Here is a 26,639-nt window from a genome sequence, read left to right as displayed (position 1 = left end):
CCCGGATCACGCGAGCAGGTCAGCTCACGTGGTCCGGGCCTCCCGGGGTCCCCGTCGAGTGACGGGCGTCAGCGGCGGCCGAGCAGGGCCGCGACGGCTTCGCGGAGCCGTGACGGGCGTCGGACCGCGAGCGGCACCGTGCGGGTGCTGGCCGGGAACGCGAGGTCGTGGAGCATGTTGCGCTTCGAGCCGTCCCAGTTCGCGAAGAGGTACGCGCCGCCGAACGAGGTGAGACTCCGGACGGGCGTGCGCTTCCAGTTCCGGGCGACGTAGTAGCCGGAGTGACCGGCGCTGATGTTGCGGATCACGGTGTCGACGTCGATGACGCTCGTGGTCGTGACGACGGCGGTGATGCCCGTGCGGTCGCGGGCGACGTACTCGATGCGGTGTTCGGACACGGGAAGCTCTTCGTGCTGGAGGGATCAGGGTGGGGACACGGAACCGCCGTTGCTTCCGGGGGTCAAGGATACGTCCGACCCCGTCGGTGCGTCACGGTCTGTGCATCATCTGTGCGGTTCCGCGCCGGGCGGACGATCCCGGGGAGCCCGAGCGGCGCGCGAGACTCGCGCTGCGGCGCGCGAGTCTCGCAGTGAGCGACACTCCTCGCGCTCACGGCCGCGAGGATTGTCGCTGAGGCCGAGTCCCGTGGCAGGACGGGCAGGACGTGCAGCACCCCCGCCGGTCCGTCAGCGGGCGCGCTCCCGTCGGAGCGAGCGCAGCACGCGCATGAGGACGTCGAGCTTCACCTGCCCGGCCGTGTACGGGCGGCCGAGCGCCGTCCGGGGGAGGAGCACGAGGACCCCGTCGTCCGTCCGGGTGATGCGGAGCGCGACGTCGACCCGTTGCCCGCGTCGCTCCTCGGTCACGAGGTCGATGTGGCCGACGTCGTCCCACGCCAGGTGGGCAACGGGCTCGGAGCTGTCCGGCGTCCAACCGTGCAGCCCGCTGCCGTCCACCGTCCAGATCGTCGGCGCGGGGTCACCGACCGGCTCGACGGGGAGGTGGAAGCGCACCGGCCCGTGCGCTCGGATGCGGGCGAGCGTGCGGCGGTCCGACCGACCGCGCGAGCGCGACCCGACGGCGATCCAGACACCCCACACCAGCAGCACGAGCGGGAGCAGGAGGAGCGACAGGCGGCGGTGTCCGCTCGTGAACCAGTCGAGGTGCGGGACCTCGAGCGCGAGCGACCCGCCTCCGACCACGACGAGCAGGACCACTGCGACGATGAGTCCCCACCGCGGAGGCGCCACCCCGTCCCGCAGCCGCTGCACCCACCGATCGGCTTCGTACTCCACCCGGCCATCCTGCCCACGTGTGCTGCGTGTGGTCCGCGACCCGTGCCTCCAGGTCGGGTCGCCGGTGCGATGCCGGGCCGCGACCCGTCGTCGCGGTGTCGCCGCGCCCCGCCGCTGGCGCACGTGCGCGCTCACGACCATGCTGGGACGGTGCCAGCGCCCCTCGCCACCCTCCGCCCCGCCCTGCCCGGCGTCGTCGTCGCCCTCGCTGTCGGCATCGTCGCGACCGTCGTCGGCACCCTGGTGCCCGTCGTCGGCGGTCCGGTCCCGGCGGTCGTGCTCGGCGCCCTCGTCGGCTGGCTCGTCCGCCGTCGCACGGAGGGGGAGCTCGGGAACCTGGCCCCCGGCGTGAAGTTCGCGTCGAGCCGGGTGCTGCAGGCGGCCGTGGTGCTGCTCGGTGCACAGCTCTCGATCGGAGCGGTCCTCCGGATCGGCGCCGAGACGCTGCCGGTGATGCTCACCACGCTCGTCGTCTGCCTGGTCGGTGCCTGGCTCCTCGGCCGGGCGCTCCGGGTGTCGTCGACGCTCCGGACACTGATCGGCGTGGGCACCGGTATCTGTGGCGCCTCCGCGATCGCGGCCGTCACGCCCGTCATCGGCGCCGTCGGAGCGGACGTCGCGTACGCGATGTCGACGATCTTCCTCTGCAACATCGCCGCGGTGTTCCTCTTCCCCCTGCTCGGACACGCGCTCGGCCTGTCGCAGCACGCCTTCGGCGTCTTCGCCGGCACGGCGGTCAACGACACCTCGTCGGTGGTCGCGACGGCGACGGTCTACGGTCGCCAGGCGACCGACACCGCCGTCGTCGTCAAGCTCGTGCGCACGCTGATGATCATCCCGATCGTGATCGGGCTGGCCGGACTGGAGGCGCGGCGCACCGCCCGCACACAGGCTGCGGTCGGTGACGCCGCCGGTCGCGCCGGAGGCGTCCGCGTGTTCCGGCTGGTCCCGTGGTTCCTGATCGGGTTCCTCGTGGTCGTGCTGCTCCGGACCGTCGGGGTGCTGCCGGCGGCCGCTGCCCCCGGTTTCGCGTCCGTGGCGACGTTCCTCATCACCGTGGCGCTCGCCGCGATCGGGGTGTCGACGGACTTCGGTTCGCTCCGCCGGGCGGGGTTCCGGCCGATGGTGCTCGGCATCGTGCTGTGGGCGCTCGTGGCGGGGACGAGCCTCGGGGTGCAGGCGGTGTTCGGGATGCTCTGACGACCCTTGCCGCCTCGCGACCCATCGATTATCGTTGCTATCGAAAATCGATGGTCCGATGCTGAGGGGAACCGATCATGACCGCACCCGTGTACGACCCGCCCCGTGGCAGCCGCTCCTGGCTGCCCTCCGTCATCGCGTGCGCGATCGGCGTCGTCTGGGTCGGCTGGGCCTACGTCGCCGGCCTCGTGCACTCGCTCCGCGTCGGTACGGTCACGGTGCCCTTGCGGACCGCCTCGACGGCCGACGTGCTCCGACCGCCCGGCGGCGTGGCGCTCCGGGCTGATGCGGTCGCGGTGCAGGTCCCGACCGGTGATGTCCCCGGGGCCGCCCTCGCCTACGTCCGCGTGGGCGATGCCGTCGAGGTCGTCGCCGTCGCAGCCCTCATCGCACTCGTCGGGACGGTCGTGTGGCGTGTCGCTCGCGGCGGACTCTTCGATCGGTCGACGCCGCGACTGCTCGACGGGGTCGTCGTCCTGACCCTCGTCGCCGGTTTCCTGCCCGACTTCGTCCGGCGCATGGGGTGGAACTGGATCGTGTCCTCGCTCGGGTGGGACGGCCGTCTCCCGGAGCCGCTCGTGGAACCGCAGTTCGTGCCGGTGTACCTCGGGGTCCTCGTCGTGACGTGCTTCCGGTTCGCCCTCACGGCGTCGCAGCGGATGGTGCGCGACCAGGCCGGTTTGGTCTGATGCCGCCGGAGGAGGACGGGCACGCGGTCGTGTGCCACCTCGACGACCTGTTGGCAGTACGGGGCATGACCCTCACGGAACTCGCGGACCGGGTGGGGGTGACGGTGGTGAACCTCTCCGTGCTGAAGAACAACCGTGCCCGCGCGATCCGGTTCTCGACGCTGACGGCGCTGTGTGACGTCCTGGGTTGCCAGCCGGGCGACCTCTTCTCGGTGCGTCGACCGTGACGGCGGCGGTTCGCCCTGGCTTGGGTGGCGGCTGGACGCGGGACGACGGGCACCCAGCAAGATGGACCGGACCACGCGAGCGCGTCGGTCGGAGAGGACACCGTGTCGGACGACACCAGCAACGCCGCCCTGCAGGCGATGATCGACCGCGCCGGGCGGATCACTGCTGACGAGGCAGAGACGCTCGACGCCACCTGGAAGGCCGACGAGGGGATCCTGCTCCCGGAACCGAGTGCGTCGCTCGCCATCCAGGGCGGTGCGGACGGGCGGATGGTCACGAACGCCGACCTCATCGCTGCCTGGCAGCACGCGCTGGACGCCGCCGGCGCAGCGGGACGCGTCGAGGAGATCGAGGCTGCGCAGGAGGCCGGGCGCGCGGTCCGGCACTCCGACGCGCGGCTGCGCGACCGCGCCGGTGCCGAGGAAGCAGTCCGGTCCGCGGTGCTCGCGACCGGGGTGCGCGACCTCGTCTCCGACGATGAGTACGACACACTGACCGCGGCCTGGCGGAAGGTGCTCGGCGCGGCGTGACCGGCCGCGCCCGCGTCGACTCAGGTGCGGGCGCGGACGGCGCCGATGGCCGACCGGACGACACCGGGCACGGTCGAGGAGACGGCTCGGAGGTACGGCTCCTCCTTGCCTCCGAACCCCGTCTTGAACTTGGCCACGCCGTCGTCGATGTAACCGACGAGGTCGACCGAAGTGTGTCCTCGGCGGAGCGCCCACTGCAGTGCGTCGTGGTAGAGGACCGTGCTGGGACTGGCTGCGCGGTGCGCGCGGAGGGACCCACCGACCCACCCGCACACGACGGGGTGGCTCGCCAGCGCCACCAGCAACCCCACCGCCTCGCCGTCGATCACCGCGGTCGACGCGTAGAAGTCGTCGCGGCCCGCTGACCAGCGCTCCAGGCGTGCGCCGAGGTCGGCCGGGTAGGGCGACGGCACCCCGCGGCTGCGGTAGGCCTCCTCGAGGAGTTGGGGCAGGAGGGTCGTGATCTCGCCCGGGAGTGCGGGCCGCACCTCGACGCCCCGCCGCAGGCCGGAGCGCAGGTGGTACCGGGTGTTGCTCTTCATCCCGGCCGTGAGCGACTCCGGGGTGGCACCGACCAGGTCCACTGTGATCGTGCGGTCGGCGTGCCACTCGCACCGTGTCTCGGCCAGCGCACGCTCGGCGCTGCCCGCCACCCCCGGCCCGAACTCGAACCGGACCAAGGGGCGCCCGTGCCGGACCTGCCAGCTCCGGAACGCCCGCAGCGTGGGCACGAGGAGGGATTCGGGGACGAGCGGTCCGACGTAGGGGAACGGGGGCTCGACGGCCCTCGGCACCAGGGAGGATCGCATCATCACGGGGAACACCCCGACGGGTTCACCGTCCCGCAGGACGAGGAGCGGGGTGAACCTCCACCCGAACATGTCCGTCATGAGGTGCAACCACGACCAGTCGTGGAAGCTCGTCCCGCCCGGACTCGCTGCGACGAGCGAATCCCACAGCCGCGAGTCGTCGGTCGTCGTGAACCGGATCTGCACTGGACGAAGCCCTCCCTCGGGTGCCGACTGCCCGATCATGACAGACGACGGCGGACGATCGTGGCCGAACGTAGTGCTGCGAGCCGAACGAACGCCGACACTCCGGAGCACCCGCTGGCCCCGACCGCCGTGTGACGATCCGGTGACGACGTCGTCTGCGCCGCCACGCCGATCGGCCTCCGTCGACCGTCGCCGAACGGACCGTCCGCCGCGGACCTGCGACGCACGGTCCCTACCGTCCAACCTGTCCGACGCGAGCGAACGACCGGCGCGGACGGAAGGGAAGACCACCATGAAGCTCTCCACCACAGCGCTCCTGGCATCGGCGGCCGCAGTGGCCGTGCTCGGCGGGGCCGTCACGTCGGCCTCCGCTCAGGCGGCACCCGCGCACGACACCACGGTCCACGCTGCCGCACACGTCCTCGCGGCTCGGACCGCCCAGCCCCCGAAGCCGGGTCGCCAGGACCACTACCGGTCGACCGACTCGGTGCAGGGTCTGACCCGTGCCGTGGACCGCGCGAGCCACCCTGGCCTCGAGCTCTGCAGCGGCGACTTTGCGTCGCTCGTCACCGCCACGGGCGACCTGCGCGGCGACGGGCACACGTCCTGGCTCGTCGACACGACCTGCGACGGCGCGACCGGCAGCACCCCGGACGAGGTCGCCCTGTACGAGTCGACGGGCCACGGCATCACCCGGTCCGCAGTCCTCTCGGCAGCGACCGCGACGCCGCGTCCGAGCGCCTACCCGTACACCTGGGGCGCCCACACCGTCGTGATCGCCTACCGCGGCGACACGCAGTACCGACTCGTGAAGCTGACGCCTCGCGCCGTCGACCGCGGTCCGATCGTCGCGTTCCACTGACCGGGCGCGGGTGCCGGACTGGAGGCCCGGATCACGTGCGCAGACCTGCTCACGTGATCCGGGCCTCCCGTGCGACAGGGCCGGCGGAGCCGGCTGCGGCCGGCGTCACACCTGGCTCGCGCCGCCGTCCACGTACAGGACCGCGCCGGTGACGTAGCTGCTCCGCGGTGAGCCGAGGAAGAGGACAGCATCGGCGATCTCGTCCTCGGTGCCGAGGCGACCGAGCGGGACACCCGCGGCGAGACCGTCGAGCAGCGAGCCCGCGTCCTCCGGCGTGTCCGCCAGGCCGGAGAGCCCCGGCGTCCCGATCGGCCCGGGCGCGTCTCGGTCGGATGGGGCTGTTGTGGTCCGATCGGTACAGAGAGGGAAGGTGGGGCATGGCCACTCGTGGACGACCACGGTCCTTCGACGCGGACGCCGCCCTCGACCGTGCGGTCGACGTGTTCTGGCGGCAGGGCTACGAGGGGACGAGCCTCGACGACCTGACGGGCGCGATGGGCATCAACCGGCCGAGCCTGTACGCCGCGTTCGGCAACAAGGAGGAGACCTTCAAGAAGGCGATCGGCCGCTACGCCGAGGTCGAGATGGCCTACGTCGGGGACGCCCTCGCCGAGCCGACCGCCCGCGCCGTTGCCGAGCACTACCTCCGCAGCCACGTCGCCGCTGTGACCGCCCCTGGGCGGCCTGCCGGGTGCCTGTCCATCCAGGGCGGCCTGGCCGCCGGCGAGGGCGACCAGCGCATCGTCGACTTCCTCGCCGAGAGCCGGGCCGGCGGCGAGCAGCGGTTCGTCGAGCGGTTCCGTCGTGCGGTCGAGGACGGCGACCTCCCCGACACCGAGGACCCCGTCGAACTCGCGAAGTACGTGTCGACGGTGTCGGCCGGACTGGCCGTGCAGGCGAGCAGCGGCGCACCGCGCGCCGCGCTCGCGGCGGTCGTCGAGCGCGCGCTCCGCGCCTTCCCGGCCTGAGCCGGGTACCCACCCGACGGACCGGAGGCCCCGGGGGCCGGGGGGCCCCCCCCCCCCCCCCCCGGGGGGGCCCCCCCCCCCCGCCCCCCCCCGCCCCCCCCCCGGGGCCTCCCGTCCGGCATCGCGGCGTCAGCCGCGGATCGCCTCCGACAGCTTCACGCGACCGCCGGTCCGGAGCAGCGCGTTCTCGTAGATGCGCGCGCCGACGAGGATGACCACGACCACCGAGGCGAGGAGCACCAGGAGCGACAGCACCGGCTCCCACCACTCGACCGAGCCGAGGAAGATCCGCATCGGCATCCCGATCGCCGCGCTGAACGGCACGTACGACATGACGCCGAGGATCGTCGGGTTCGAGTACGCGACGATGATCAGCACGTAGGGGATCATCACGAGCATCATCACCGGCGTCGTGACGCTGCCGACGTCCTCCTGCCGCGACACGAGCACCGCGGACGCGGCGAACAGCGACGCGATGAGCACGAACCCGATCGCGAAGAAGCCGACGAACCACAGCATGCTCGGGCCGAGCAGCGTGAACAGGTTGTCCTGGCCGGTCAGGGCGAGCGCGATGGTCGCCGCGATCGCCACCGCCACGATCTGCGCGAACGCCATGGTGCTGTTGCCGAGCACCTTCCCCGCCAGCAACGCACGGGCCGGGATCGCCGCCATCAGGATCTCGACGACCCGGGTGGACTTCTCCTCCACGACGCTCTGCGCGATCGACTGCCCGAACGTCACCGCCGAGGCGAAGAACACGACGCCGAACGCGAGCGCGACGATGTAGACCAGGCCCTCCGGCAGCGCGTCCGGGTCGAGCAGCTCCACCGTGGGGGAGACGCTGAGCGCCTGCACGACAGCGGTCGGGGTGGAGTCGAGGCCCACGACCGAGAAGCCGAGCGGGTCGTCGGACGGCACGATGGCGGCGTCGACGTCCCCGCTCCGGACGAGGCGCTCGGCCGCGGCGGTCGTCGCCGTCGGGGTGACGTCGAGACCGGCGGACGACGGCAGGCTGACGCCCTCCGCGACCGCCACCGGCGTCTTGTCGTCGGACGTGGCGTTGCCGACCACGCCGGCGATCACGATGGACGCGACGACCATGACGACGAGGATGAGCGCCGAGACGATGAACGCCTTGCTCCGGAGGCGCGCCTGGATCTCCCGGGCGCTGACGAGCCGGACCGCGGACACGAACGAACCGTTCACCGGATGACCTCCCGGAAGACCTCGCTCAGCCGGGGGACCCGGGGAGCGAACGAACCGACGGTGCCGGACGACACCGCACGCTGCAGGACGGACTGGGCGACCGCGTCGGACGCCTCGAACACGGCGTACCCGCCGTCGAACTCGCGGACGCTGACGCCCGGTTCGTCGCGGAGCCAGGCGACGTCGCCGTCGACGAGCAGCTCCCACGCCGGTGGCCCGGCCTGGCGCCGGAGGTCCTCCTGCGGCCCGGACGCCCGGATCCGCCCGTCGGCGATGACGACGACGTCGTCGCACAGGCGCTCCACGACGTCGAGCTGGTGGCTCGAGAACAGCACCGGCACGCCCCGGCCCGCTGCCTCGCGCAGGACGCCGAGCACGACGTCCACGGCCATCGGGTCGAGGCCCGAGAACGGCTCGTCCAGGACGAGCACCTCCGGGTCGTGCGCCAGCGCGGCGGCGACCTGCACCCGCTGCTGGTTGCCGAGGGACAGCTTCTCGACCTCGTCGTCGGCGTGCTTCCCGAGTTCGAGGCGCTCCAGCAGCTGCCCGGTCCGGTCGGCGGCCTCGCGCTTCCCGACGCCGTGCAGCCGGGCCAGGTAGGTGATCTGCTCGGCGACCCGCATCTTCGGGTACAGGCCGCGCTCCTCGGGCATGTACCCGAACCGCTTCCGGTCCGCCGGACCGATGGCGCTGCCGTCGATCGACACCGTCCCCGCGTCGGGCTCGAGCACCCCGAGCAGGATGCGCATGGTCGTGGTCTTGCCGGCGCCGTTGCCGCCGACGAAGCCGGTGAGGCGTCCGCGGCCGACGTCGAACCCGACGTCGTCCAGGACCCGGCGCTCGCCGAAGCGCTTCGTCACGCCCTCGATGGTGAGCATCGCTGGTTCCCCTTCCGTCGACGCACCTCGCCGACGTCTCGACGCTATTGGCCGGGAGGCCCGGCTCGCCTCCGGCTGTCGGCGGGACTTCCCGAGCCGGTCGCCTCCGTCGTACGGGGGAGACGCCGCGGCAGGGGGCGACCGTCGCGCTGAGGGATGTCGCCCCGGGCGGCGGGCGCGTCCCAGCGATCCGGCGGCGGCCGTCGGTACGATGCGGCGACCGCGCTCCTTCCCGAGAGGGCCGCGTCGCCGCGCGCAGGGCGCGGCCGAAGCCCGTGTCCCGACCGGGCGCAGCACCGTCGAGGGGGAGCACGTGACCGAGCATCAGGAGCACACCGCGGTCGAGGAACCGGCAGCGGTCGTCCGCCACGGACGCCTCGCCCCGCGCAGCCCGATCGGCTTCGCCGCCCGCGTCGTCGCGATGTCCGCCGCCGTCGCGCTGGTCGGTGCGGGATCGGTCGCCGCGATCGCTTCCTACCAGGTCGTCAGCCAGGCCAAGCCGCCGGTGTCGCTCGCGATGCCCGGCACGAGAGCGAAGGCTGCTCCGGAACTGACCGCGCAGTCCGGCGAGGTGAACATGCTCCTCGTCGCGACGGACACCCGTGACGGTCAAGGTGCCGGCTTCGACGACCCCGTCAGTCGTCGGGCGAGCTCCGGCGTGGGCAACAACGACACCACGCTGCTCGTGCACATCTCCGCGGACCACACGAACATGGCCGTGGTCAGCTTCCCCCGTGACCTCGTCATCCCGATCCCCGCGTGCACCAACGACAACGGCTCCGTGACCCCGGCGACCGACGCGGCGATGCTCAACACGGCTCTGTCCCGCGGCGGCGAGAAGCACGGTCTGGGGTGCGTCGCGAAGACGATCTCCGACCTCACCGGCCTGCAGATCCCCTACGCCGGCATGATCACCTTCGACGGCGTCGTCGCGATGGCGGACGCGGTCGGCGGCGTCGAGGTCTGCCTGGCGACCCCGATCGTGGACACCGACGTCTCCCCGGCACTCGACCTGCAGGCCGGGAACCAGGAGCTCTCCGGGGCCGAGGCCGCGGCCTTCCTCCGCTCGCGCCACGGTGTCGGCGACCGGAGCGACCTCGGCCGGATCAGCAACCAGCAGACGTTCATGTCCGCCCTCGCCCGGCAGACGGTGTCCGCGGGCACGCTGACGAACCCCGGGCGAGTCCTGCGGCTGGCGGAGACCGCGGCCAAGCACATGACGCTGTCCGACACGCTCGCCGACCCGACCACGCTCGCCCGGATGGCACTCGCGGTGCAGAACGTCGGGCTGTCCCAGATGGTCTTCGTGCAGTACCCGGTGGCCGACGACCCGTCCGACACGAACCGGGTCGTCGTGTCCGAGGACGCGGCCTCCCAGCTCAACGCGGTGCTCAAGGCGAACGAGCCGGTCGTGCTCGGCGAGGACAGCCTCGGTCGTTCAGCGGTGAAGGACCCGAACGCGAGTGCGTCCCCGTCGGCCGGGACCGGGTCGTCGTCGGGCTCCGGGTCGGGGTCGCCGTCGTCGGGGTCCGGTTCGCCGTCCGGGGGCGCGTCCTCGGGCGCTGGCTCGTCGTCCGGTGCGGCATCGGCCCCGGCATCGGCCCCGGCCGGCACGCCGAGCGCCCCGCGCACCTCGGCGGCGCCGCTGCCGGACAACGTCTCGGGTCAGAGCGCCGCGACGGTCACCTGCGCCAAGCGGGACGACTAGCCCGCGACGCCGTGCTCGAACGCCCAGACCACGGCCTGGATGCGGTCGCGCAGTCCGAGCTTCTGCAGCACGTTCGACACGTGCGTCTTCACGGTGGCGTCCCCGACGAACAGCTCGCGGGCGATCTCGGCGTTGCTCAGACCCCGGGCGAGGAGCCGGAGCACCTCGGCCTCCCGCTCGGTCAGGCCCGCGCCGGCGACGGCGGCCGCGGCGATCGCGGTCGTGTCGACCGGCGTCGTCGGGGTCGGTACCGGCGCCGCGGTGGCCCGGCTGATCACCCGGCGGGTGACGTCCGGCGCGAGCAGGGCGTCCCCGGCGGCGACCGTGCGCACGGCCTCGATCAGCCGCTCGGGGGAGGCGTTCTTCAGCAGGAACCCGCTCGCGCCGGCCTCGAGTGCCTGGAAGAGCGCGTCGTCGTGGTCGAACGTGGTGAGCACGAGCACCGCGGGCGGGTCGTCGAGGGCGGCGATGCGCCGGGCTGCCTCGAGGCCGTCGACGCCGGGCATCTGCACGTCGAGGCACACCACGTCGGGCCGGAGCCGCACGACCGCGTCGACGGCCTGCTCCCCGTCCGCCGCTTCGCCCACGACGCGGAGGCCCGGCTCGGACTCGAGGATCACCTTGAAGCCGGCCCGGACGAGGTCCTGGTCGTCCGCCAGCACGATGGTCAGGTCGTCGGCAGCCATGCCCGCACCAGGTACCCTCCCCGGGCGCGTGGCCCGATCTCGACGGTCCCGCCGACGGCGGCGACCCGCTCCCGCATCCCGACGTGGCCGAGACCGCTGCCGGTGGTGTCCCGTGTGCCGCCGCGGCCGTCGTCGGTGACCTCGACCTCGACGGCGTCGGCGAGGTACCGGAGCCGGACGTCCGCTCGTGCACCGTGCCCGGCGTGCTTGAGGACGTTCGTGACGGCCTCCTGCGCGACCCGGAAGGCCACCGCGGCGACCGTGGGCGGGACCGGCCGCTCCTCGCCGACGACGGACCAGTCAGCGGGGTGGCCCGCGGTCCGGGCCGCCTCGACGACCTCCGCGATCCGACCGATCCCCTCGGTGCTCGGCGCGGCGCCGGCGGCGGTGCTCCCCGCCGGGGCCGCACCGTCGCCCACGTCGTGCGCGCGCAGGGTGCCGAGCATCCGCCGGAGCTCCTCGACGGCGGTGCGGGCGCTGTCCTCGACCACCGAGAGCGACGACGCGGCCTGCTCGGGGTCACGGCCGAGCACGCGACGTGCTGCGCCGGCCTGCACGCCCATGAGTGCGACGTGGTGGGCGACGACGTCGTGCAGCTCGCGGGCGATCCGGACCCGTTCGAGCGTGATCGCCTGCGCCGCCGAGCGTTCGCGCTCCGCGGTGAGCTCGGCGGTGCGCAGGTCGAGCTCGTGCCGGGCGACCGCGGCGCTCCACGCACGGTTGCCGGCGTACCACGCGGCCCCGAAGTACACGACGTTGATGAGCACGTTGAGCAGCGAGTAGGCGATGTAGGGCGGGATGAGGGCCTCGCCGTCGTTCGGCAGCGCCGTCGGCATCGACCAGCCAAACACGATCGCGAGGAACAGCCACGTGAACATGCCGCCGATCACCACCCACCGCACGGCCTCGGCGCGGACCCGGTCCGAGCACCAGGCCCCCACGGTGTACAGCGCGATGAACAGCGTGAAGTTGACGACGAAGAGCTCGGGCACGTGCAGCAGCTGCGTGCCGACGAAGGCGAGCGCGACCACCACGAGCGCCGACATCGGGAACCGCCGCCGGAACGCGATCGGCACCGTGTTCGCGAGCACCATGAGCGCGGACACCCACCACGCGGCCTGGTCGTCGTCGTACGCCCCCGAGGACCCGTACAGCGTGACCGTCGTGGCCATGCCGAGCGCGAGCGCGCCCGCGAGCACGGCATCCTGCCGCAGCTCCTGCCGGCCCACCGGCAGACGTGACCACTCGCTCGGCGTCGCCCCCATGCGTCCACGGTACCGAACCGCGCTGCTCCGCCGGGCGTAGTCTCCTGGCCATCCGGAGCGGGAGGCACGATGCGGTTCCTCGTCAACGTCATCGACGACGGCCAGGCCGCCGCGGTCGGTCGCACCGAGTCGGCGACCGAAGCCGAGGCGGCAGCGGTCGACGCCCTCAACGAGCGACTCGACGCCGACGGCCGGATCGTCTTCGCCGCCGGCGTCTCGGCACCCGCCGACGCGACGGTCGTCGACGCCCGCGGTGCCGGACCGATCGTCCGACCGGGGCCGGCGGTCGAAGCCGCCGAGTACGTCGCGGGCTTCTGGGTCCTCGACCTCCCGGACCGGGAGACCGCGGAGCGGATCGCGACCGAGGCGTCACGCGCCTGCAACCGGAAGGTCGAGCTCCGCGCGCTCCTGTGACCGACGCGACCGGACCGACCCCACGGCACCGATGGCGGTGACCGCCGCTGCGAGCAGGAACGCCACCGCCGGACCCGCAGCGTCGAGCACGGCCCCCAGGCCGGCCGCCCCGACAGCCTGACCGAGGACGAGCACGACGAACAGCACCGACGTGCCCGCCGCGGCGTGCTCGGGGGCGATCTCCGTCGTCCACGCGATGAGTGCACCGGTCGCGGCCGTGTAGCCCCACCCGAAGACCACCCCGGCCGCGAGGGACACCGCACCGGATGCCGGAACGACCCCTTCGACGGCGACGGCGGCGGCCGTGACGAGGGCCGTCACCAGCCACATTGTCCGCGCCCGGAGTCCTGCCGTCCGACGGCTCGTGACCGTGACCGCCGCGCCACCGACCCCGACCGTGAGCCACAGCAGCACCGACGTCACCGTCGAGGCCCCGGCATCGACGAGCGTCGACCGACCGAAGGTCCACACGCTCGCGGTCCCGGCGCCGTACAGCAGGGCGACGACGAGCAGCCGGGCGTGCGCACGGGACCACCGACGCCCGGGGGTCGACGGTCCCCGACCGCCGTCGTGCTCGTCGCGACGGCCGGCGGCGACGAGCACCACCGCACCCACGAGCACCGCCGCGACACCGGACACCGCCCACGCCGTCCGCCAGTCGGGCAGGAGCAGGAGCGCGAGCACCCCCGCCACGACCAGCCCCGGGCCGGTCCCCGCGTTCACGAACGCCTGCGCCCGGGTACGACCGGGGCGGGACACCCGCTCCTCGACGAGCCGCACGAGCGCCGGTGACGCCAGACCGGCGCTCGCCGAGCCGACCATCGCCGCGACCGAGAACACCACGGCGCCGGAGCTCGCCGCCATCCCGAGTGCCCCCGCGGCGGCGGTCACGGTGGCCGCGACGACGAGTGCCCGGGCGTGCGACCGAGCGAGCACGAACCCCGCCAGCGCTCCGACGCAGTAGCACGCGGACGCAGCGGCGGACACCCACCCGGCGGCCGTCGCGTCGAGGTCGAGGTCACGCTGCACGTCGGGCAGGAAGAGTCCGAAGGCGAGTCGGACCAGGCCGTACGTCACCGCGATCAGCGCCAGCCCGGAGCCGAGGAAGGCGGCCCTCCGTAACGAAAACGATCGTTTCACTTCTCGGAGCCTAGGCTGCACCCATGGCGATGCGCACAGGGACCCGGCGCAAGCTCCTCGACGCCGCCGAGGAACTGTTCTTCACGCACGGCATCGCCGCCACCCCGGTCGACGCCGTCCTCGACCGAGCCGGCGTCTCCTCCGCCACGCTCTACCGCGAGTGGGGCAGCAAGGAAGCCCTCGTCGCCGCGGCCCTCGACCGCCGCCACGACGAGTGGACCGCCACGTGGGACCGCGCGATCGCCGCGGCACCGGACGACCGTGCCCGGCTCGACGCCGTGTTCGACGCACTCGACGCCTTCCGCTCGACCCCGACCGGCACCCGCTGGTGCGCCTTCCTCGGCACCGCCGCCGAGTACGCCGACGCCCCGGCAGAGGTCCGCGCGGTCCTGACCCGCGAGACCGACACCCTGCGTGACCGACTCACCGGCGCCGCCGAGCCGCTCGTCGGCGCCGCCGACGCCCCCGCGCTCGCCGAGGACCTGCTGCTCGTCGTGTCCGGAGCACTCGCGATGCGACTCCGCGACCGGCGCACCGGCACGGCGACCGCCCGCGCCGTCGCCGACGCGGTCGTCCGGGCCCACCGCGTGGACGGTGCCTGCACGACCTCACACAGAACACCCGGTTGAACGCGGATCTCGACGAGACCGCCGGACACTACGCTCCGATCGTGCACCCGACCGCGTCCCGAGTCACCCGCCGAGCCCTCATCGCCGGAGGGAGCGCCGTCGTCGCCGCCGCAGCCGTCGCCGAGGCCGTGGACCTCCGCCTGCTCCCCGGTCGCTCGACCATGTACCGCGCGCTCGGACTGGACGGGCAGCCCGGCCGGATCCCCGACGTGACGCCCGTCCCGACCAGCTCCGGCTCGTTCGTCTCGAAGGCCCGCGGCGGCCGCACCGTCGGCTGGACGATCGCGGCGCCCGAGTCGGCCGGGCCGCTGCCCATCGCGGTCGCCCTGCACGGCTACGGCGGCTCCCACCGCACCTTCTTCGGCAACGGGCTCGGGTACGAGCGCTTCCTCGCGGAGCACATCGCCCACGGCGGGGCACCCTTCGCCGTGGCCGGCGTCGACGGCGGCAACCGCTACTGGCACCGTCGGGCGGACGGCGACGACCCCGGTGCGATGGTCCTCGACGAGTTCGTGCCGATGCTCGAGCAGCACGGGTTCGACACCGGGCGCCTGGCGTTCACCGGCAACTCGATGGGCGGCTACGGCGCACTCCGGTTCGGCGGGCTGCTCGGGGCTTCGCGGGTCCGTGCCGTCGCAGCGCTCAGCCCTGCGCTGTGGACCAGCGCCGGCGACACCGCCCGAGGAGCGTTCGACGACGCCGCGGACTTCCGCGCGAACACCGTGCTCGGTCGGCAGCGCGAGCTCGACGGCGTTCCGGTGCGCATCGACGTCGGGAACGGCGACGGCTTCGAACCCGCCGTGCGCACCTACGTCGACGGGTTCGACACGGCGCCGGCCGGCGGCTTCGAGCCCGGAGCCCACGACGCCGCCTTCTGGCGACGCATGGCCCCGGCACAGATCACGTTCCTCGCGCGGCACCTGCACGCCTGACGCGGGCAGCGGACGGGAGGCACGGCTCGCGTCCGACACGCGCGGAACCCGAGCCGTGCCTCTCCCCACCGGCACGGCCGGACCGCCGCTGGCGCGTCGCGCCCGGAACCGGCGGCGTGGGCCCTGGCCGGTCCGCGTCAGCGGTTCGCGACCAGCAGGTCGTCGACCGCTGCGACGACGGTCGCCACCTCGGTGCGCGTCGTGTAGTCCACGTGGACGTCCGCGAAGCGGACGACGCCGTCGGCGTCGATCACGAAGACCGACGGGAACGGGATCGCCGCCGTCGCGTCCGCGTTGCTGTCCGCGACGTCGAAGCCGAGCTGCGTGTGCGCGCCGCGAGCCGCGGCGCTGGGCTCGGTCACGATCCCGAACCGCCCGGCCAGGACGTTCTCGGGGTCGGTCAGCACCGGGAACGCCAGCTCGCCGTTCGCGATCGACTGCTCCGCGGCCTCCGGCGTCTGCGGCGACACGGCCACCAGCTCGACCCCACGCTCCTGGAGCGCCGGCAGGAGCTCCTGCTGGTACGTGCGGAGCGTGATGTTGCAGTAGGGGCACCAGGCGCCCCGGTAGAAGACGACGACGGTCGGGGTGGTGCCGCGGGCCTCGGCGAACGAGGTGGTGTCGCCGGTCGGGGTGACGAGCGGCGCGTCCGGGGCGGTCTCACCCACGGCGACGACACCCTCGGGAACGCCGGCGTCGCGGAGGTCCCGCTGCTCGCCGTCGAACACCGCGGAGAGCTCCGGGCCGATCTGGGCGGTGAAGCCCTCGTTGAACGTCTCCACCTGGCGGGCGATGGTCTGGTCGGTCACGATCGGGCTCCTCGAGTCGGGTGCCGGCTGCGGCGCCGGTGGACGGAGCGTAAGCACGACGAGGGCGCCGTGGGGTGGTGCGCGTCACGCGGCGTCACGGCGCCGGTGCTCGCTCTCCCCGTCCTGGCAGTTCCGGAGCGCGATCCCCGGGGTCCGCGCACTGCAACTGCGAGGTGCTGATCGGAACAGACCGTCGTCGCGCCTGCCGGAACGCGCACCGCAGACGGGACCGTCAGGAGGCGTGCAGGGAGGACACCGCGAGCTCGGCCAGCCGGTGGTCGTTCGTCTCCTCGTGGGCGGTCACCGTGACGACAGCGTCACGGGCCCGGTCCACGACGACGTACTGGCCGTACCGACCGTCGAGGCGCCACGCGTCGCCCGGGCCGTCCCAGACCGCGAGGCCGTAGCGCCGGAACGGACCGTCCGTCGACACCTCGACCCAGTCGGCGTGCATCGTGTCCACCCAGGCGGTGGACACCAGCTGCTGCCCATCGAAGGCACCCCGGTCGCGGAGCATCCGACCGATCCGAGCGAGCTCGGACGTCCGGAGCTCGAGCCCGCTCCCGCCGACGACGAAGCCGAGCGGGCACCGGTGCCACTGCGGGTTGTCGATGCCGAGTGGATGGAACAGGCGGGGAAGGAGCCAGTCGCGGACATCGCCGACGACCGTCGCGAGCATGCGCATCGCGACGTAGGGGCTCGAGTCCGTGTACCGGAACCGCTCGCCCGTCCCGCTCGCGGGCAGGGCGAGCATCGTCGCGGCGAGGTCGTCACCGGGCACGGGCTCGTCGCCGAACCACGCGAAGTCGATGCCGCTCGTCATCGTGAGCAGGTGCCGGACCGTCACACGGTCGACGCCCCCGCCGAGGCGCACGTCGGGCAGCAGCTCGGGTACGCGGGTGTCGAGCGTGAGCAGGCCCTCGTCGACGGCGATGCCGACAGCCAGCGCACAGACGCCCTTCGACACCGAGTACACGTTCTCGCGGTCGTCGCTCCGCCACCGGTGGGAGACCTCGTCGTCCCCGATGCGGACGTGCACCCCGTACGCGCCCAGGCCTTCCTCGTCGACCGCCGCGACGAACCGGTCGAGAGCGGCCCCGGCAGTGCTCACGCCCGACCGCGGTTCCGGCGTCGGATCGCCTTCGGGGCGCGCCCGCCGAGGAACGAGCGGGCTGGGTCGACGAGGAACCCCTGCCGCAGGGCCTCGCGGCCGACGAGCATCCGGAAGCCCATCTGGTCGCGGTTGCTCAGGGTGACCTCGGCGTCCACCGTCTGCTCGTGCAACGTGATCGGCGTGAGGATGACGATGCGCTCCTGGGTGTGGCCCGTGGAGCTGCGGATGGTCCGGCGGTCGTGGATGTCGCACTCGACGGTGACCGCGTCGGCGTCGGTGTCCTGCCACGGGTGCACCGAGAAGCGGACCCGGTCGCCCGGGAGCTCCTCGAGGTCGAACGCGTGGAGTGCCGAGCTCCGGGCGCCGGTGTCGAGCTTGACCTTGATCCACGGCAGCGCGAGCCCCGGCAGGGCAGCCCACTCACGCCATCCTGCGATCGTCGGGGTGCGGCTCATGTGCCCATCCTGTCGCATGCTTTGATGGAGCGTCGCCGTCGATACCCCGAACACCCAGCGGAGCACCCACCGATGAAACTCGCCATCCTGTCGCGCGCCCCGCACGCGTACTCGACCCAGCGTCTCCGCGCCGCGGCGATCGACCGCGGGCACGACGTCAAGGTGCTGAACACGCTCCGGTTCGCGATCGACCTGACCGCCGACGAACCGGACCTGCTGTACCGCGGCAAGCTCCTCAGCGACTACGACGCCGTGCTGCCGCGCATCGGGAACTCGATCACCTACTACGGCACCGCGGTCGTGCGCCAGTTCGAGCAGATGGACGTGTACACGCCGAACACGGCCACGGGGATCACGAACTCGCGCGACAAGCTCCGGGCGAACCAGATCCTGTCGCGGCACCACATCGGCATGCCGGCGACGACGTTCGTGAACAGCCGGGCCGACGTCCGGGGCGCGATCGACCGGGTCGGCGGTGCTCCGGTCGTCATCAAGCTGCTCGAGGGCACGCAGGGCATCGGCGTGATCCTCGCGCCCGAGGCGAAGGTCGCCGAGTCGATCGTCGAGACGCTGCACTCCACGAAGCAGAACGTCCTCATCCAGTCCTTCATCTCGGAGAGCCGCGGGAAGGACATCCGGGCGCTCGTCGTCGGCGACCGGGTCGTGGCCGCGATGCGGCGCAGTGCGTCCGGCGACGAGTTCCGCTCGAACGTGCACCGCGGCGGCACCGTCGAGAAGGTCACGCTGACGCCCGAGTACGAGGAGGCGGCGGTCCGTTCGGCGCAGATCATGGGGCTGCGGGTCGCCGGTGTCGACATGCTCGAGGGCAACGAGGGACCGCTCGTCATGGAGGTCAACTCGTCGCCGGGCCTCGAGGGCATCGAGCGTGCCACGGGGCTCGACGTCGCCGGCGCGATCATCGACTTCATCGGCAACCAGGTCGCGTTCCCCGAGATCGACGTCCGGCAGCGACTCAGCGTGTCGACGGGGTACGGCGTCGCGGAGCTCCTGGTGCACACGAACGCCGACCTGGTGGGCAAGACGATCAAGGAGTCCGGGCTCTGGGACCGCGACATCACGGTCCTGACCCTGCACCGCGGGGCCACGGTGATCCCGAACCCCCGCAGCGGGGTCACGCTCCAGGCCAGCGACCGGCTGCTCTGCTTCGGCAAGCTCGAGGAGATGCGCTCGATGATCCCGGACCGCCGGAAGCGTCGGAGCAAGGTCCGGAAGCTGCCGAAGGACGCCGTCACCGAGCAGTCCTAGTGCGCGTGGAGGGCACCCGGACCGCACGTCCAGCACTTGTGCGGAATGATGAGCCGGTGACCATCCTCGCTGACCGCCCCGTCGACCCGACGTCCGAAGCGGAGACAGCGCGACCCGGCAACGCCACCGCGAAGCACCGCAACGTCTCGTTGCTGTCGGTCGCGACGACCACCGCGGACCGCGTGACCACCTCCGCCGACATCGAGGAGCGCCTCCGCGGTGCCCTCCGTCGCCTCCGCCTACCGAGCGGCCTGCTCGAACGCGTGGCCGGGGTCAAGGAACGTCGGAACTGGGGCGAGGGCCAGACCTTCCACGAGGCCGCGATCGACGCCGGTCGTCGTGCGATGGCCGAGGCGGGCGTCCAGCCGCACGACATCGGGCTGCTCATCAACACCTCGGTGACCCGACCGCACCTCGAGCCCAGCGTCGCGGTCCGGCTGCACCACGGCCTCGGCCTGCCCTCGTCGGCGATCAACTTCGACATCGCGAACGCGTGCCTCGGGTTCGTCAACGCCATGAGCGTCGCCGCGGGCATGATCGACTCCGGCCAGATCGAGTACGCGCTCATCGTGGACGGCGAGGACGCCGACCAGGTGCAGCTCAACACGATCGCCCGGCTCAACCAGGGCGGCCGCAACCGCAAGGACTTCATGAGCGAGTTCGCGAGCCTCACCCTCGGGTCGGGCGCCGCGGCGGCCGTGCTCGGCCGGACGGACGCGCACCCCACCGGGCACCGGCTCATCGGCGGCGTGACCCGTGCGGCGACCCAGTGGTACGACCTGTGCGTCGGCAGCCCGGACGGCATGTTCACCGACGCCAAGATGCTGCTCAAGGGCGGCATGGAGCTCGTGGTCGAGGCCTGGAACGAGGCCAAGGCGCACTTCGACTGGTCCGACATGGACCGCTACGTGCTGCACCAGGTCTCCGACGTGCACACCAACGCGTTCGTGAACGCGATCGGCGTCCCGCGGTCGAAGGTACCGACGACCTACGAGCGCTACGGCAACGTCGGCCCGGCGTCGATCCCGATCACCCTGGCGGACGAGGTCGCGAAGGGCTCGATCCGCACCGGGGACCGGGTGTTCCTCGGCGGCGTCGGATCGGGCATCAACACCGCGATGCTGGAACTGCACTGGTGAGGTCCGGCCTCCCTCGCGTCGCTGCCACCACCGCGCCGGCGACGCTCCCGCCGCCCCTGCCCGGACTCGACCCCGCCTGGTCACGGCTGGTCACCGTGCCGGGTGGCACAGACGACCGGCCGGGAGGCACGGATCGCCTTGAGCGCACCTGGCACCTCCTCGACACGGCCGGCTCCCTCGACGCGCTCGGCGCGCGTCCCGTGGGCACCCTGCTGTGCGTGCACGGCAACCCCACGTGGTCCTACCTCTGGCGCTCGGTCGCACAGCGCACGCTCGACGTCGCCCGCGCCGGTGGCCCTGCGTGGCGGGTCGTCGCGGTCGACCAGCTCGACATGGGGTTCTCAGAGCGGACGGGCAAGCAGCGTGGGCTGGCGCAGCGCGGCGCCGACCTCGGGGCACTGACCGACGAGCTCGGGCTGACCGGTCCCGTCGTCACGCTCGGGCACGACTGGGGCGGGGTGGTGTCGCTCGGGTGGGCGGTCGACCACCCGGACCTCGTCGTGGGCGTCGCGACGTGCAACACCGCCGTGCACCAGCCGGCCGACGCACCGATCCCCGCGCCGCTGCGCCTCGCACTCGGGCCGGGGATGCTCGGTCGGGCGACCGTCCTCACGCCCGCGTTCCTCGAGACCACCCTGGCGATCGCGCACCCGAAGCTCGACCGCGCCGTCGCCGACGCCTTCCGTGCGCCGTACCGCGGTGCCGCCCGCCGTGGGGGCATCGGCGGCTTCGTCGCGGACATCCCCGTGGACGCCGACCACGCCTCGGCACCGGAGCTCGACCGGATCGCCGCGGGGGTCGCCGCGCTCGAGGTCCCCGCGCTGCTGATGTGGGGACCGCGCGACCCGGTGTTCCTCGAGCGCTACCTCGACGACCTGCTCCGCCGCCTGCCGCACGCCGACGTGCACCGCTTCGAGGGCGCCGGGCACCTGCTGCCGGAGGACGTCGACGTCGCCGGGACGGTCACCGACTGGCTGGGCGACCGCCTGCCGGAGGGGACCGTGCCCACCCGGGCCGATCTGAGCCTCCCGGCCGACACCGACCACGTCGGGGAGGCGAGCCGCCCGCTCTGGGCCGCGCTCGAGGACCTGCGCGACGACGACGGACCCGCACTCGTCGAGATGGCGGCGCCCGGCGGGGTCCGCACCGTCAGCTGGCGGTTGCTCGCACGCCGCGTCGACGAGATCGCCGCTGGTCTCGCCGTCGTCGGCGTCCGTGCGGGGGACCGCGTCTCGCTGCTCGTGACACCGGGTGCCGACCTGACCGCCGTGCTGTACGCGTGCGTGCGCATCGGTGCCGTCGTGGTGGTGGCGGACGCCGGACTCGGGATCCGCGGTCTCACGCGCGCCGTCCGGGGCGCGCGACCGGACTGGATCATCGGTGCGTTGCCGGGACTCGCGGCGTCGCGTGCGCTCGGGTGGCCGGGCCGTCGCATCGCGACCCTCGCGCTCCCGGGCGCCGCACGTCGGGCCCTCGGGGTGTCGCACACGCTCGCCGAGGTCGCCCGTGTGGGCGCCGACCGACTCGCCGCGGGCGGTGCCCTGCCGGAGGCGCCGTCGTCCGACGCGACCGCGGCGGTGCTCTTCACCTCCGGGTCGACCGGACCGGCGAAGGGCGTCGTGTACACGCACCGGCAGCTCGGCGCGGTCCGGGACGCCCTCGCGACGCAGTACGGCGTCGGCGTCGGTACCGGACTCGTCGCGGGGTTCGCGCCGTTCGCACTCCTCGGCCCCGCCCTCGGCGCACGGTCGGTGGCGCCGGACATGGACGTCACCGCACCCCGGACGCTCACTGCGACCGCGGTCGCCCGTGCCGTCGCCGCTGCGGACGCCACCGTCGTCTTCCTGTCGCCGGCGGCGATCGCGAACGTCGTCGCGACCGCGTCGCAGCTGACGGAGACCGACCGGACGGCGCTGCGGCGTGTCGAGCTGTTCCTCTCCGCGGGAGCGCCGGTCTCCGGCTCGCTGCTCGCCGCGGCGACCGAGCTGACGCCGAACGCGACGGCGCACACCCCCTACGGGATGACCGAGGGGCTGCTCATGACCGACGTGGACCTCGACGGGGTCCGGGCGGCGTCGGCCGCTGACGCGTCCGGCGTGTGCGTCGGGGTGCCCGCGGCCGGTGTCGACGTGCGGATCGCCCCGCTCGACGCCGACGGTGCCGCGACCGGCGCACTCACCGACGCACCGGGGGTGACCGGCGAGATCGTCGTCGCGGCCCCGCACGTCCGCGACCACTACGACCGGCTCTGGCGGACCGACCGGGCCTCGCGGCTCGGCGTCGCGGACCCGCGCGGACACCGGACCGGCGACGTCGGACACCTCGACGACGCCGGACGGCTGTGGGTCGAGGGGCGGCTGCAGCACGTCGTGACGACACCGGACGGCGTGGTCACCCCGGTCGGGCCCGAGCAGCGGATCGAGCGCGTCGCCGGGGTCCGTCGTGCGGGTGTCACGGGCATCGGACCGGCCGGTACGCAGCAGGTCGTCGCCGTCGTGGAGACCGACCCTGCCGAGCGTCGACCCGGCCTCGCGTCGCCGTCGCTGGTGTCCGCGGTGCGCGCCGCCGCCGGGGTGCCCGTGGCGGCCGTGCTCGTCGTGCCCGTGCTGCCGACCGACGTCCGGCACAACTCGAAGGTCGACCGCACGCGGCTCGGCCGGTGGGCGTCGTCCGTGCTCGCCGGTGACCGGATGGTGCGGCCGTGACCGGCGGCGTCGCCGGGAGGCGTGCGCTGCGGGGCTGCTCGTGAAGGTCCTGGTCACGGGAGCCAGCGGCTTCCTCGGACAGGCGACCGCGGCGGCCGTGCGGGACGCCGGGCACGAGGTCCGGACGTTCCAGCGCCGACAGTCCGGGGTGTCGGGCGTCGCGGACGTGCTCGGGACCGTCACCGATCGCGACGCCCTGGCCCGCGCCGTCGAGGGCGTCGACGCCGTCGTGCACCTCGCCGCGAAGGTCTCCCTCGCCGGGGACCCGGACGACTTCCGCCGCGTGAACGTCGACGGCACCCGGGCGCTCCTCGGCGCCGCACGGGCCGCGGGTGCCGGACGTGTCGTGTTCGTGTCTTCGCCGTCGGTCGCGCACACCGGGACGTCGCTCGCCGGTGTCGGTGCCGGCCCGGCCGAGCCCGACCGTGCCCGCGGGGAGTACGCCCGGACGAAGGCCGCCGCCGAACTCCTCGCACTGGCTGCGGACGAGCCGGGGTTCGCGGTCGTCGCGGTCCGGCCGCACCTGGTGTGGGGGCCGGGGGACACCCAGCTCGTCGGACGGATCGTCGAACGGGCGCGTGCAGGGCGGCTGCCGCTGCTCGACTCCGGTGCGGCGCTCATCGACACGCTCTACGTCGACAACGCGGCGTCGGCGATGGTGGCGGCGCTCGAGCACGCGACGGACGACGGTGTGCACGGGTCGGCGTACGTCGTGACGAACGGCGAGCCGCGGCCCGTCGCGGAGCTCCTCGCCGGGATCTGCGAGGCGTCCGGGGTACCAGCGCCGCGGTGGCACGTGCCGGCCGGGGTCGCGCGGGTGGCGGGGTCGGTCGTCGAGGCGGTGTGGCGCGTGCGGCCGGGGCAGGACGAACCCCCGATGACGCGGTTCCTCGCGGAGCAGCTGTCGACGGCGCACTGGTTCGACCAGCGTCGGACGCGCCGTGACCTGGGCTGGACGCCCTCGGTGTCGATCGACGAGGGGCTTGCCCGGCTCGCTGCCGCGCGCTGAGCCCCGCGGCAGGGGCCCGGGCGCGGGCCCGCTCGGCGCCGAGTCTCGTGCTGGGCGACGTCTTGCGTGCGCTGGAGCGCGCGAGATGTCGCTCAGCACGAGTCTCGGCCCGGGAGCCGGTCGAACGGGCCGACCGTCCCGGACATGACCGTGCCGGGTCCGCGTTCGGGTCGCGGACCCGGCACGGGGTCGTGGGGCGGGACTCAGCCGAGTCCGAGCTTGCGCTTGAGTGCCTTGCGGCGCTTCCGGGCTCGTCGGTCGGCGAGGGCGCGGCGTGCGACCTCGGCCTTCGAGTCCTTCACGACCGGGCGGTTCGCCCGTGCGCCGAGCCAGAACCCGAGCAGGACGACGAGTCCGACCAGGATGATGCGGTTCCGCATGGTGGTGCTCCCTTCGAGGTGCGGCAGGTGCGGCAGGTGCGGCAGGTGCCGCTGGTGCGGCAGGTGCCGCTGGTGCCGCAGGTGCGGCAGGTGCCGCAGGTGCCGCAGCGACAGTGCGTCGGGCCTCAGCCCGCGAAGCGCTGCCAGAGGTCGGTGACGATCGGCCAGACGTCGCCGGCGCGGTCCGCCGACGAGACCGCGACCGTGACGACCGGGTAGGCCGTCACCGCGAGGGCGACGAGCACGGCGAACACGACCGCGACGACCGAGGTCACGGTGTGCCGCCGCGTGAGGGCGAGGAGGACGAGCGCGAGCACCACGACCAGGCCGAGCAGGGCGACCAGGGTCACCCGCACGAACGGGAACGGGACCAGACCCGCAGTCGTCGCCGTCACCCCGGCGAGGAACCCCACGAGCGGGAAGAACGCCCCCACGACGATCGCGACGAGCAGGACGATCCCGATGCCCGACGCGATCCAGACGCCCCGGGGCCGCGGACGGCGTGCTCGGGGGCGATCACGCCCGAAGCCCCGGAGCGCGGTCACGGCCGGTCCCCGTCGTGTTCCTGATCGGGGACGACGCCGCGGTGCGTGTCGGCGTCCTCGCGGAGGGCCTCGGCCGCACGGGACAGGGTGGCAGAGGCGTCGTCGAGCGCGTCGGCAACTTGGTCCTCCCCGGAACCAGCTGCGCCCTCGGAACGGTCGTCCGCACCGACGGTGTCCGCGCGGTCACCTGCCACCGCTGCGTCGGCCGAGGCGTCCTGCGCGTGCGAGCCGGCGTCACGGGCGGAGTCGGCGGCCTCGTCGGCGGCGCGCGCGGCGCGGTCGGACACCTCGGCACCGACGTCGGCTGCGGCGTCACGCGCTGCCCCCGCCGCGTCCTTCGCGTGGTCGACGGCGTCGGAGGCCGCGTCACGGGCACGGTCGGCACCGTCCCGAGCGCGATCGGCAGCGTCGGCCACACCCTCGCGGACGCGGTCGGCGCCCTCCCGAGCGCGGTCAGCGGCGTCCGAGGCGACCGAACGTGCCGTGTCGGCCGTGTCGGAGGCGACCTCCCGGACGCGATCGGTGGCGTCCGCGACGGCAGCACGCGCCGTGTCGGCCGCGTCACCCGCACGGTCCACCGCACGGGCAGCGGCGTCACGAGCCCGCTCCGCGACGTCGGCGGCGTTCTCCTGCACGTCGGCAGCGACGTCGGACGCCGCGGTCTTCGCGCGGCCCACCGCGTCCTTGCCGGACTCGACGGCCCGGTCCAGCGCGGAGGGCTCGTCGTCGAACGGTCCGTGCACGTCGAGCACGCGGACGTCGACGGTCACGGTGCCGTCGCCGAGCTGCGACACGGCCTCGCGGACCTGCCGACGCACCTCGTCGGCGACCGCGACCACGGGCTCCGGGTACTCGACGACGATCGAGACGACGACGTCGAGTGCGCCGTCCTCCTCGTCGACCTGCACCCCGGTCGTCCCGGCGGAGCGGCCGAACTGGGAGCGCACCCGGTCGGCTGCGCGGGCCAGGAGGTTGCCGAGGTGGTGGACCCCGTGCACCCCGAGGGCGGTCTCGGCGGCGGTGCGGGCGGCCACGGTCACGCGCGAGGCGTCCTCGGGCAGGGGCTCGGTGAGCTCTGCCGGCAGGGGTACCTCGGTGATCTGCGTCCGGGCGTTCGGGTCGTGCTGCATGACTTCCTCCTTGCTCCGGGACGACGGACGCCGCCCACCGTGGGCGGGCGGCGTCCGGGTCCGTGGCGGGTTACTTGAAGACGTCCTTGACGTCCTCGCCGGCCTTCTTGGCGCTGGCTGCGGCCTGGTCCTTCTTGCCCTCGGCGACCTTCTGGTCGTCGTTGGTCGCCTTGCCGACGGCCTCCTTGGCCTTGCCGGCGAGGTCCTGGGCAGCGTTCTTGATCTTGTCGTCGAGACCCATGACGGGCTCCTCTCTCTCGTCTGGGCATGCGCCCGGTTCCTTGGGTGGTGCGGCCGGGAGGCACGGTGCGTCTCCCGGTGTCTGGTGTGGTGGGTGGGTGGTGCGGTCTACTGCACGCGGGTGGGCTTGGCCAGGGCGGCGCGGGTGCCGCCGGTGAGGTGGACCAGGACCGGGACCTGCCGGCCGAGGGTGCGGTCCAGCACGCCGATGGCGTGGTCGAC

The 26,639-nt window shown here is 73.5% G+C and carries 30 protein-coding genes; 14 read left to right on the top strand and 16 right to left on the bottom strand.

What is annotated here, in order from left to right; translation table 11 throughout:
* Window positions 1–68 precede the first annotated feature (68 nt).
* Together ACIPYW_RS17075 and ACIPYW_RS17070 are read right to left on the bottom strand one after the other, a co-directional pair.
* On the bottom strand, window positions 69–398 hold the full coding sequence (locus ACIPYW_RS17075; RefSeq protein ID WP_400415690.1) for a hypothetical protein: 330 nt from the start codon (window positions 396–398) through the stop codon (window positions 69–71).
* Between the two features lie 288 nt (window positions 399–686).
* Entirely contained in the window at window positions 687–1,295 is a 609-nt protein-coding gene (locus tag ACIPYW_RS17070; RefSeq protein WP_400415688.1) for a hypothetical protein, read from the bottom strand.
* 150 nt (window positions 1,296–1,445) lie between these two features.
* Here ACIPYW_RS17070 and ACIPYW_RS17065 point away from each other — a divergent pair, with 150 nt between their 5' ends.
* The 4 genes from ACIPYW_RS17065 to ACIPYW_RS17050 all read left to right on the top strand — a co-directional run bounded on the left by ACIPYW_RS17065 (window position 1,446) and on the right by ACIPYW_RS17050 (window position 3,942).
* Window positions 1,446–2,495: a YeiH family protein gene (locus tag ACIPYW_RS17065; RefSeq protein ID WP_400415685.1), complete on the top strand. Its 1,050-nt coding sequence runs from the start codon at window positions 1,446–1,448 to the stop codon at window positions 2,493–2,495.
* Between the two features lie 77 nt (window positions 2,496–2,572).
* Window positions 2,573–3,184, top strand: a complete 612-nt coding sequence (locus ACIPYW_RS17060) for a hypothetical protein (protein WP_400415682.1) — start codon at window positions 2,573–2,575, stop codon at window positions 3,182–3,184.
* On the top strand, window positions 3,184–3,411 hold the full coding sequence (locus ACIPYW_RS17055; RefSeq protein WP_400415679.1) for a helix-turn-helix domain-containing protein: 228 nt from the start codon (window positions 3,184–3,186) through the stop codon (window positions 3,409–3,411). The genes ACIPYW_RS17060 and ACIPYW_RS17055 overlap by 1 nt, the downstream gene beginning before the upstream one ends.
* A gap of 102 nt (window positions 3,412–3,513) precedes the next feature.
* Window positions 3,514–3,942: a hypothetical protein gene (locus ACIPYW_RS17050; RefSeq protein ID WP_400415678.1), complete on the top strand. Its 429-nt coding sequence runs from the start codon at window positions 3,514–3,516 to the stop codon at window positions 3,940–3,942.
* A gap of 20 nt (window positions 3,943–3,962) precedes the next feature.
* Here the strand turns inward: ACIPYW_RS17050 and ACIPYW_RS17045 are convergent, their stop codons facing one another.
* The gene (locus tag ACIPYW_RS17045; protein WP_400415675.1) at window positions 3,963–4,937 is read right to left on the bottom strand and encodes a lipid II:glycine glycyltransferase FemX; all 975 of its coding nucleotides are present in this window, start codon (window positions 4,935–4,937) and stop codon (window positions 3,963–3,965) included.
* A 292-nt stretch (window positions 4,938–5,229) separates the two neighbouring features.
* Between ACIPYW_RS17045 and ACIPYW_RS17040 the strand changes: the two genes are divergently transcribed.
* Window positions 5,230–5,799, top strand: coding sequence for a hypothetical protein (locus ACIPYW_RS17040; RefSeq protein ID WP_400415673.1), 570 nt, complete (start codon window positions 5,230–5,232; stop codon window positions 5,797–5,799).
* A 105-nt stretch (window positions 5,800–5,904) separates the two neighbouring features.
* Here ACIPYW_RS17040 and ACIPYW_RS17035 read toward each other — a convergent pair whose 3' ends face one another.
* Window positions 5,905–6,198, bottom strand: a complete 294-nt coding sequence (locus tag ACIPYW_RS17035; RefSeq protein ID WP_400415671.1) for an SDR family oxidoreductase — start codon at window positions 6,196–6,198, stop codon at window positions 5,905–5,907.
* On the opposite strand from ACIPYW_RS17035, the gene ACIPYW_RS17030 reads away from it, so the two are divergent.
* Window positions 6,177–6,767, top strand: coding sequence for a TetR/AcrR family transcriptional regulator (locus tag ACIPYW_RS17030; RefSeq protein WP_400415668.1), 591 nt, complete (start codon window positions 6,177–6,179; stop codon window positions 6,765–6,767). The genes ACIPYW_RS17035 and ACIPYW_RS17030 overlap by 22 nt on opposite strands.
* Window positions 6,768–6,896: 129 nt before the next feature.
* Here ACIPYW_RS17030 and ACIPYW_RS17025 read toward each other — a convergent pair whose 3' ends face one another.
* Window positions 6,897–7,958 (bottom strand): ABC transporter permease, encoded by a 1,062-nt coding sequence (locus ACIPYW_RS17025; RefSeq protein WP_400415666.1) that lies wholly within the window; start codon window positions 7,956–7,958, stop codon window positions 6,897–6,899.
* Window positions 7,959–7,969: 11 nt separating this feature from the next.
* Window positions 7,970–8,851, bottom strand: a complete 882-nt coding sequence (locus ACIPYW_RS17020; RefSeq protein ID WP_400415664.1) for an ABC transporter ATP-binding protein — start codon at window positions 8,849–8,851, stop codon at window positions 7,970–7,972.
* Window positions 8,852–9,164: 313 nt separating this feature from the next.
* Here ACIPYW_RS17020 and ACIPYW_RS17015 point away from each other — a divergent pair, with 313 nt between their 5' ends.
* The gene (locus ACIPYW_RS17015; RefSeq protein ID WP_400415662.1) at window positions 9,165–10,559 is read left to right on the top strand and encodes an LCP family protein; all 1,395 of its coding nucleotides are present in this window, start codon (window positions 9,165–9,167) and stop codon (window positions 10,557–10,559) included.
* On the opposite strand, the gene ACIPYW_RS17010 is transcribed toward ACIPYW_RS17015, so the two are convergent.
* Window positions 10,556–11,245, bottom strand: a complete 690-nt coding sequence (locus ACIPYW_RS17010) for a response regulator transcription factor (RefSeq protein ID WP_290133963.1) — start codon at window positions 11,243–11,245, stop codon at window positions 10,556–10,558. The genes ACIPYW_RS17015 and ACIPYW_RS17010 overlap by 4 nt on opposite strands.
* Entirely contained in the window at window positions 11,227–12,510 is a 1,284-nt protein-coding gene (locus ACIPYW_RS17005) for a sensor histidine kinase (protein ID WP_400415658.1), read from the bottom strand. The genes ACIPYW_RS17010 and ACIPYW_RS17005 overlap by 19 nt, the downstream gene beginning before the upstream one ends.
* Before the next feature lie 69 nt (window positions 12,511–12,579).
* Between ACIPYW_RS17005 and ACIPYW_RS17000 the strand changes: the two genes are divergently transcribed.
* Window positions 12,580–12,924: a YciI family protein gene (locus ACIPYW_RS17000; protein WP_400415655.1), complete on the top strand. Its 345-nt coding sequence runs from the start codon at window positions 12,580–12,582 to the stop codon at window positions 12,922–12,924.
* Here the strand turns inward: ACIPYW_RS17000 and ACIPYW_RS16995 are convergent.
* Entirely contained in the window at window positions 12,880–14,064 is a 1,185-nt protein-coding gene (locus tag ACIPYW_RS16995; RefSeq protein ID WP_400415652.1) for an MFS transporter, read from the bottom strand. The two genes, ACIPYW_RS17000 and ACIPYW_RS16995, sit on opposite strands and share 45 nt — an antisense overlap.
* Window positions 14,065–14,087: 23 nt before the next feature.
* On the opposite strand from ACIPYW_RS16995, the gene ACIPYW_RS16990 reads away from it, so the two are divergent.
* Together ACIPYW_RS16990 and ACIPYW_RS16985 are read left to right on the top strand one after the other, a co-directional pair.
* A complete protein-coding gene (locus ACIPYW_RS16990) occupies window positions 14,088–14,693 on the top strand; it encodes a TetR/AcrR family transcriptional regulator (protein WP_400415650.1) in 606 nt (201 codons plus the stop codon).
* 41 nt (window positions 14,694–14,734) lie between these two features.
* Complete coding sequence (locus ACIPYW_RS16985; RefSeq protein WP_400415649.1) at window positions 14,735–15,625, top strand: alpha/beta hydrolase; 891 nt, start codon at window positions 14,735–14,737, stop codon at window positions 15,623–15,625.
* A gap of 137 nt (window positions 15,626–15,762) precedes the next feature.
* Here the strand turns inward: ACIPYW_RS16985 and ACIPYW_RS16980 are convergent, their stop codons facing one another.
* From ACIPYW_RS16980 to ACIPYW_RS16970, 3 genes are all read right to left on the bottom strand, one after another.
* Window positions 15,763–16,434: a peroxiredoxin-like family protein gene (locus ACIPYW_RS16980; RefSeq protein ID WP_400415646.1), complete on the bottom strand. Its 672-nt coding sequence runs from the start codon at window positions 16,432–16,434 to the stop codon at window positions 15,763–15,765.
* 232 nt (window positions 16,435–16,666) lie between these two features.
* Window positions 16,667–17,545 carry a serine hydrolase domain-containing protein gene (locus tag ACIPYW_RS16975; protein WP_400415644.1) on the bottom strand — a complete coding sequence of 293 codons (879 nt, stop codon included), beginning with the start codon at window positions 17,543–17,545 and terminating at the stop codon, window positions 16,667–16,669.
* Entirely contained in the window at window positions 17,542–18,003 is a 462-nt protein-coding gene (locus ACIPYW_RS16970) for a RimK/LysX family protein (protein WP_058724280.1), read from the bottom strand. The genes ACIPYW_RS16975 and ACIPYW_RS16970 overlap by 4 nt, the downstream gene beginning before the upstream one ends.
* A 72-nt stretch (window positions 18,004–18,075) precedes the next feature.
* On the opposite strand from ACIPYW_RS16970, the gene rimK reads away from it, so the two are divergent.
* Genes rimK through ACIPYW_RS16950 form a run of 4 tightly spaced genes read left to right on the top strand, consistent with a single transcriptional unit; the run spans window position 18,076 to window position 24,122 of the window.
* On the top strand, window positions 18,076–19,269 hold the full coding sequence (gene rimK / locus ACIPYW_RS16965) for a 30S ribosomal protein S6--L-glutamate ligase (RefSeq protein WP_400415642.1): 1,194 nt from the start codon (window positions 18,076–18,078) through the stop codon (window positions 19,267–19,269).
* 56 nt (window positions 19,270–19,325) lie between these two features.
* Window positions 19,326–20,408: a 3-oxoacyl-ACP synthase III gene (locus ACIPYW_RS16960; protein WP_400415639.1), complete on the top strand. Its 1,083-nt coding sequence runs from the start codon at window positions 19,326–19,328 to the stop codon at window positions 20,406–20,408.
* Window positions 20,405–23,113, top strand: coding sequence for an alpha/beta fold hydrolase (locus ACIPYW_RS16955; protein ID WP_400415637.1), 2,709 nt, complete (start codon window positions 20,405–20,407; stop codon window positions 23,111–23,113). Before ACIPYW_RS16960 ends, ACIPYW_RS16955 begins: the two co-directional genes overlap by 4 nt.
* A gap of 40 nt (window positions 23,114–23,153) precedes the next feature.
* Window positions 23,154–24,122 carry an NAD-dependent epimerase/dehydratase family protein gene (locus ACIPYW_RS16950; protein WP_400415634.1) on the top strand — a complete coding sequence of 323 codons (969 nt, stop codon included), beginning with the start codon at window positions 23,154–23,156 and terminating at the stop codon, window positions 24,120–24,122.
* A gap of 203 nt (window positions 24,123–24,325) precedes the next feature.
* On the opposite strand, the gene ACIPYW_RS16945 is transcribed toward ACIPYW_RS16950, so the two are convergent.
* From ACIPYW_RS16945 to ACIPYW_RS16930, 4 genes are all read right to left on the bottom strand, one after another.
* On the bottom strand, window positions 24,326–24,502 hold the full coding sequence (locus ACIPYW_RS16945; protein ID WP_400415632.1) for a hypothetical protein: 177 nt from the start codon (window positions 24,500–24,502) through the stop codon (window positions 24,326–24,328).
* A gap of 125 nt (window positions 24,503–24,627) precedes the next feature.
* Window positions 24,628–25,047 (bottom strand): MFS transporter permease, encoded by a 420-nt coding sequence (locus tag ACIPYW_RS16940; RefSeq protein WP_400415629.1) that lies wholly within the window; start codon window positions 25,045–25,047, stop codon window positions 24,628–24,630.
* Window positions 25,044–26,177 carry an Asp23/Gls24 family envelope stress response protein gene (locus tag ACIPYW_RS16935; RefSeq protein ID WP_400415627.1) on the bottom strand — a complete coding sequence of 378 codons (1,134 nt, stop codon included), beginning with the start codon at window positions 26,175–26,177 and terminating at the stop codon, window positions 25,044–25,046. The genes ACIPYW_RS16940 and ACIPYW_RS16935 overlap by 4 nt, the downstream gene beginning before the upstream one ends.
* Before the next feature lie 70 nt (window positions 26,178–26,247).
* Window positions 26,248–26,418, bottom strand: a complete 171-nt coding sequence (locus tag ACIPYW_RS16930; RefSeq protein WP_290133978.1) for a CsbD family protein — start codon at window positions 26,416–26,418, stop codon at window positions 26,248–26,250.
* Window positions 26,419–26,639: the final 221 nt, after the last annotated feature.

Source organism: Curtobacterium sp. NPDC089689 (genome assembly GCF_044749145.1).
Taxonomy (GTDB): Bacteria; Actinomycetota; Actinomycetes; order Actinomycetales; family Microbacteriaceae; genus Curtobacterium.
This window is presented reverse-complemented; position numbering and strand designations above follow the sequence as displayed.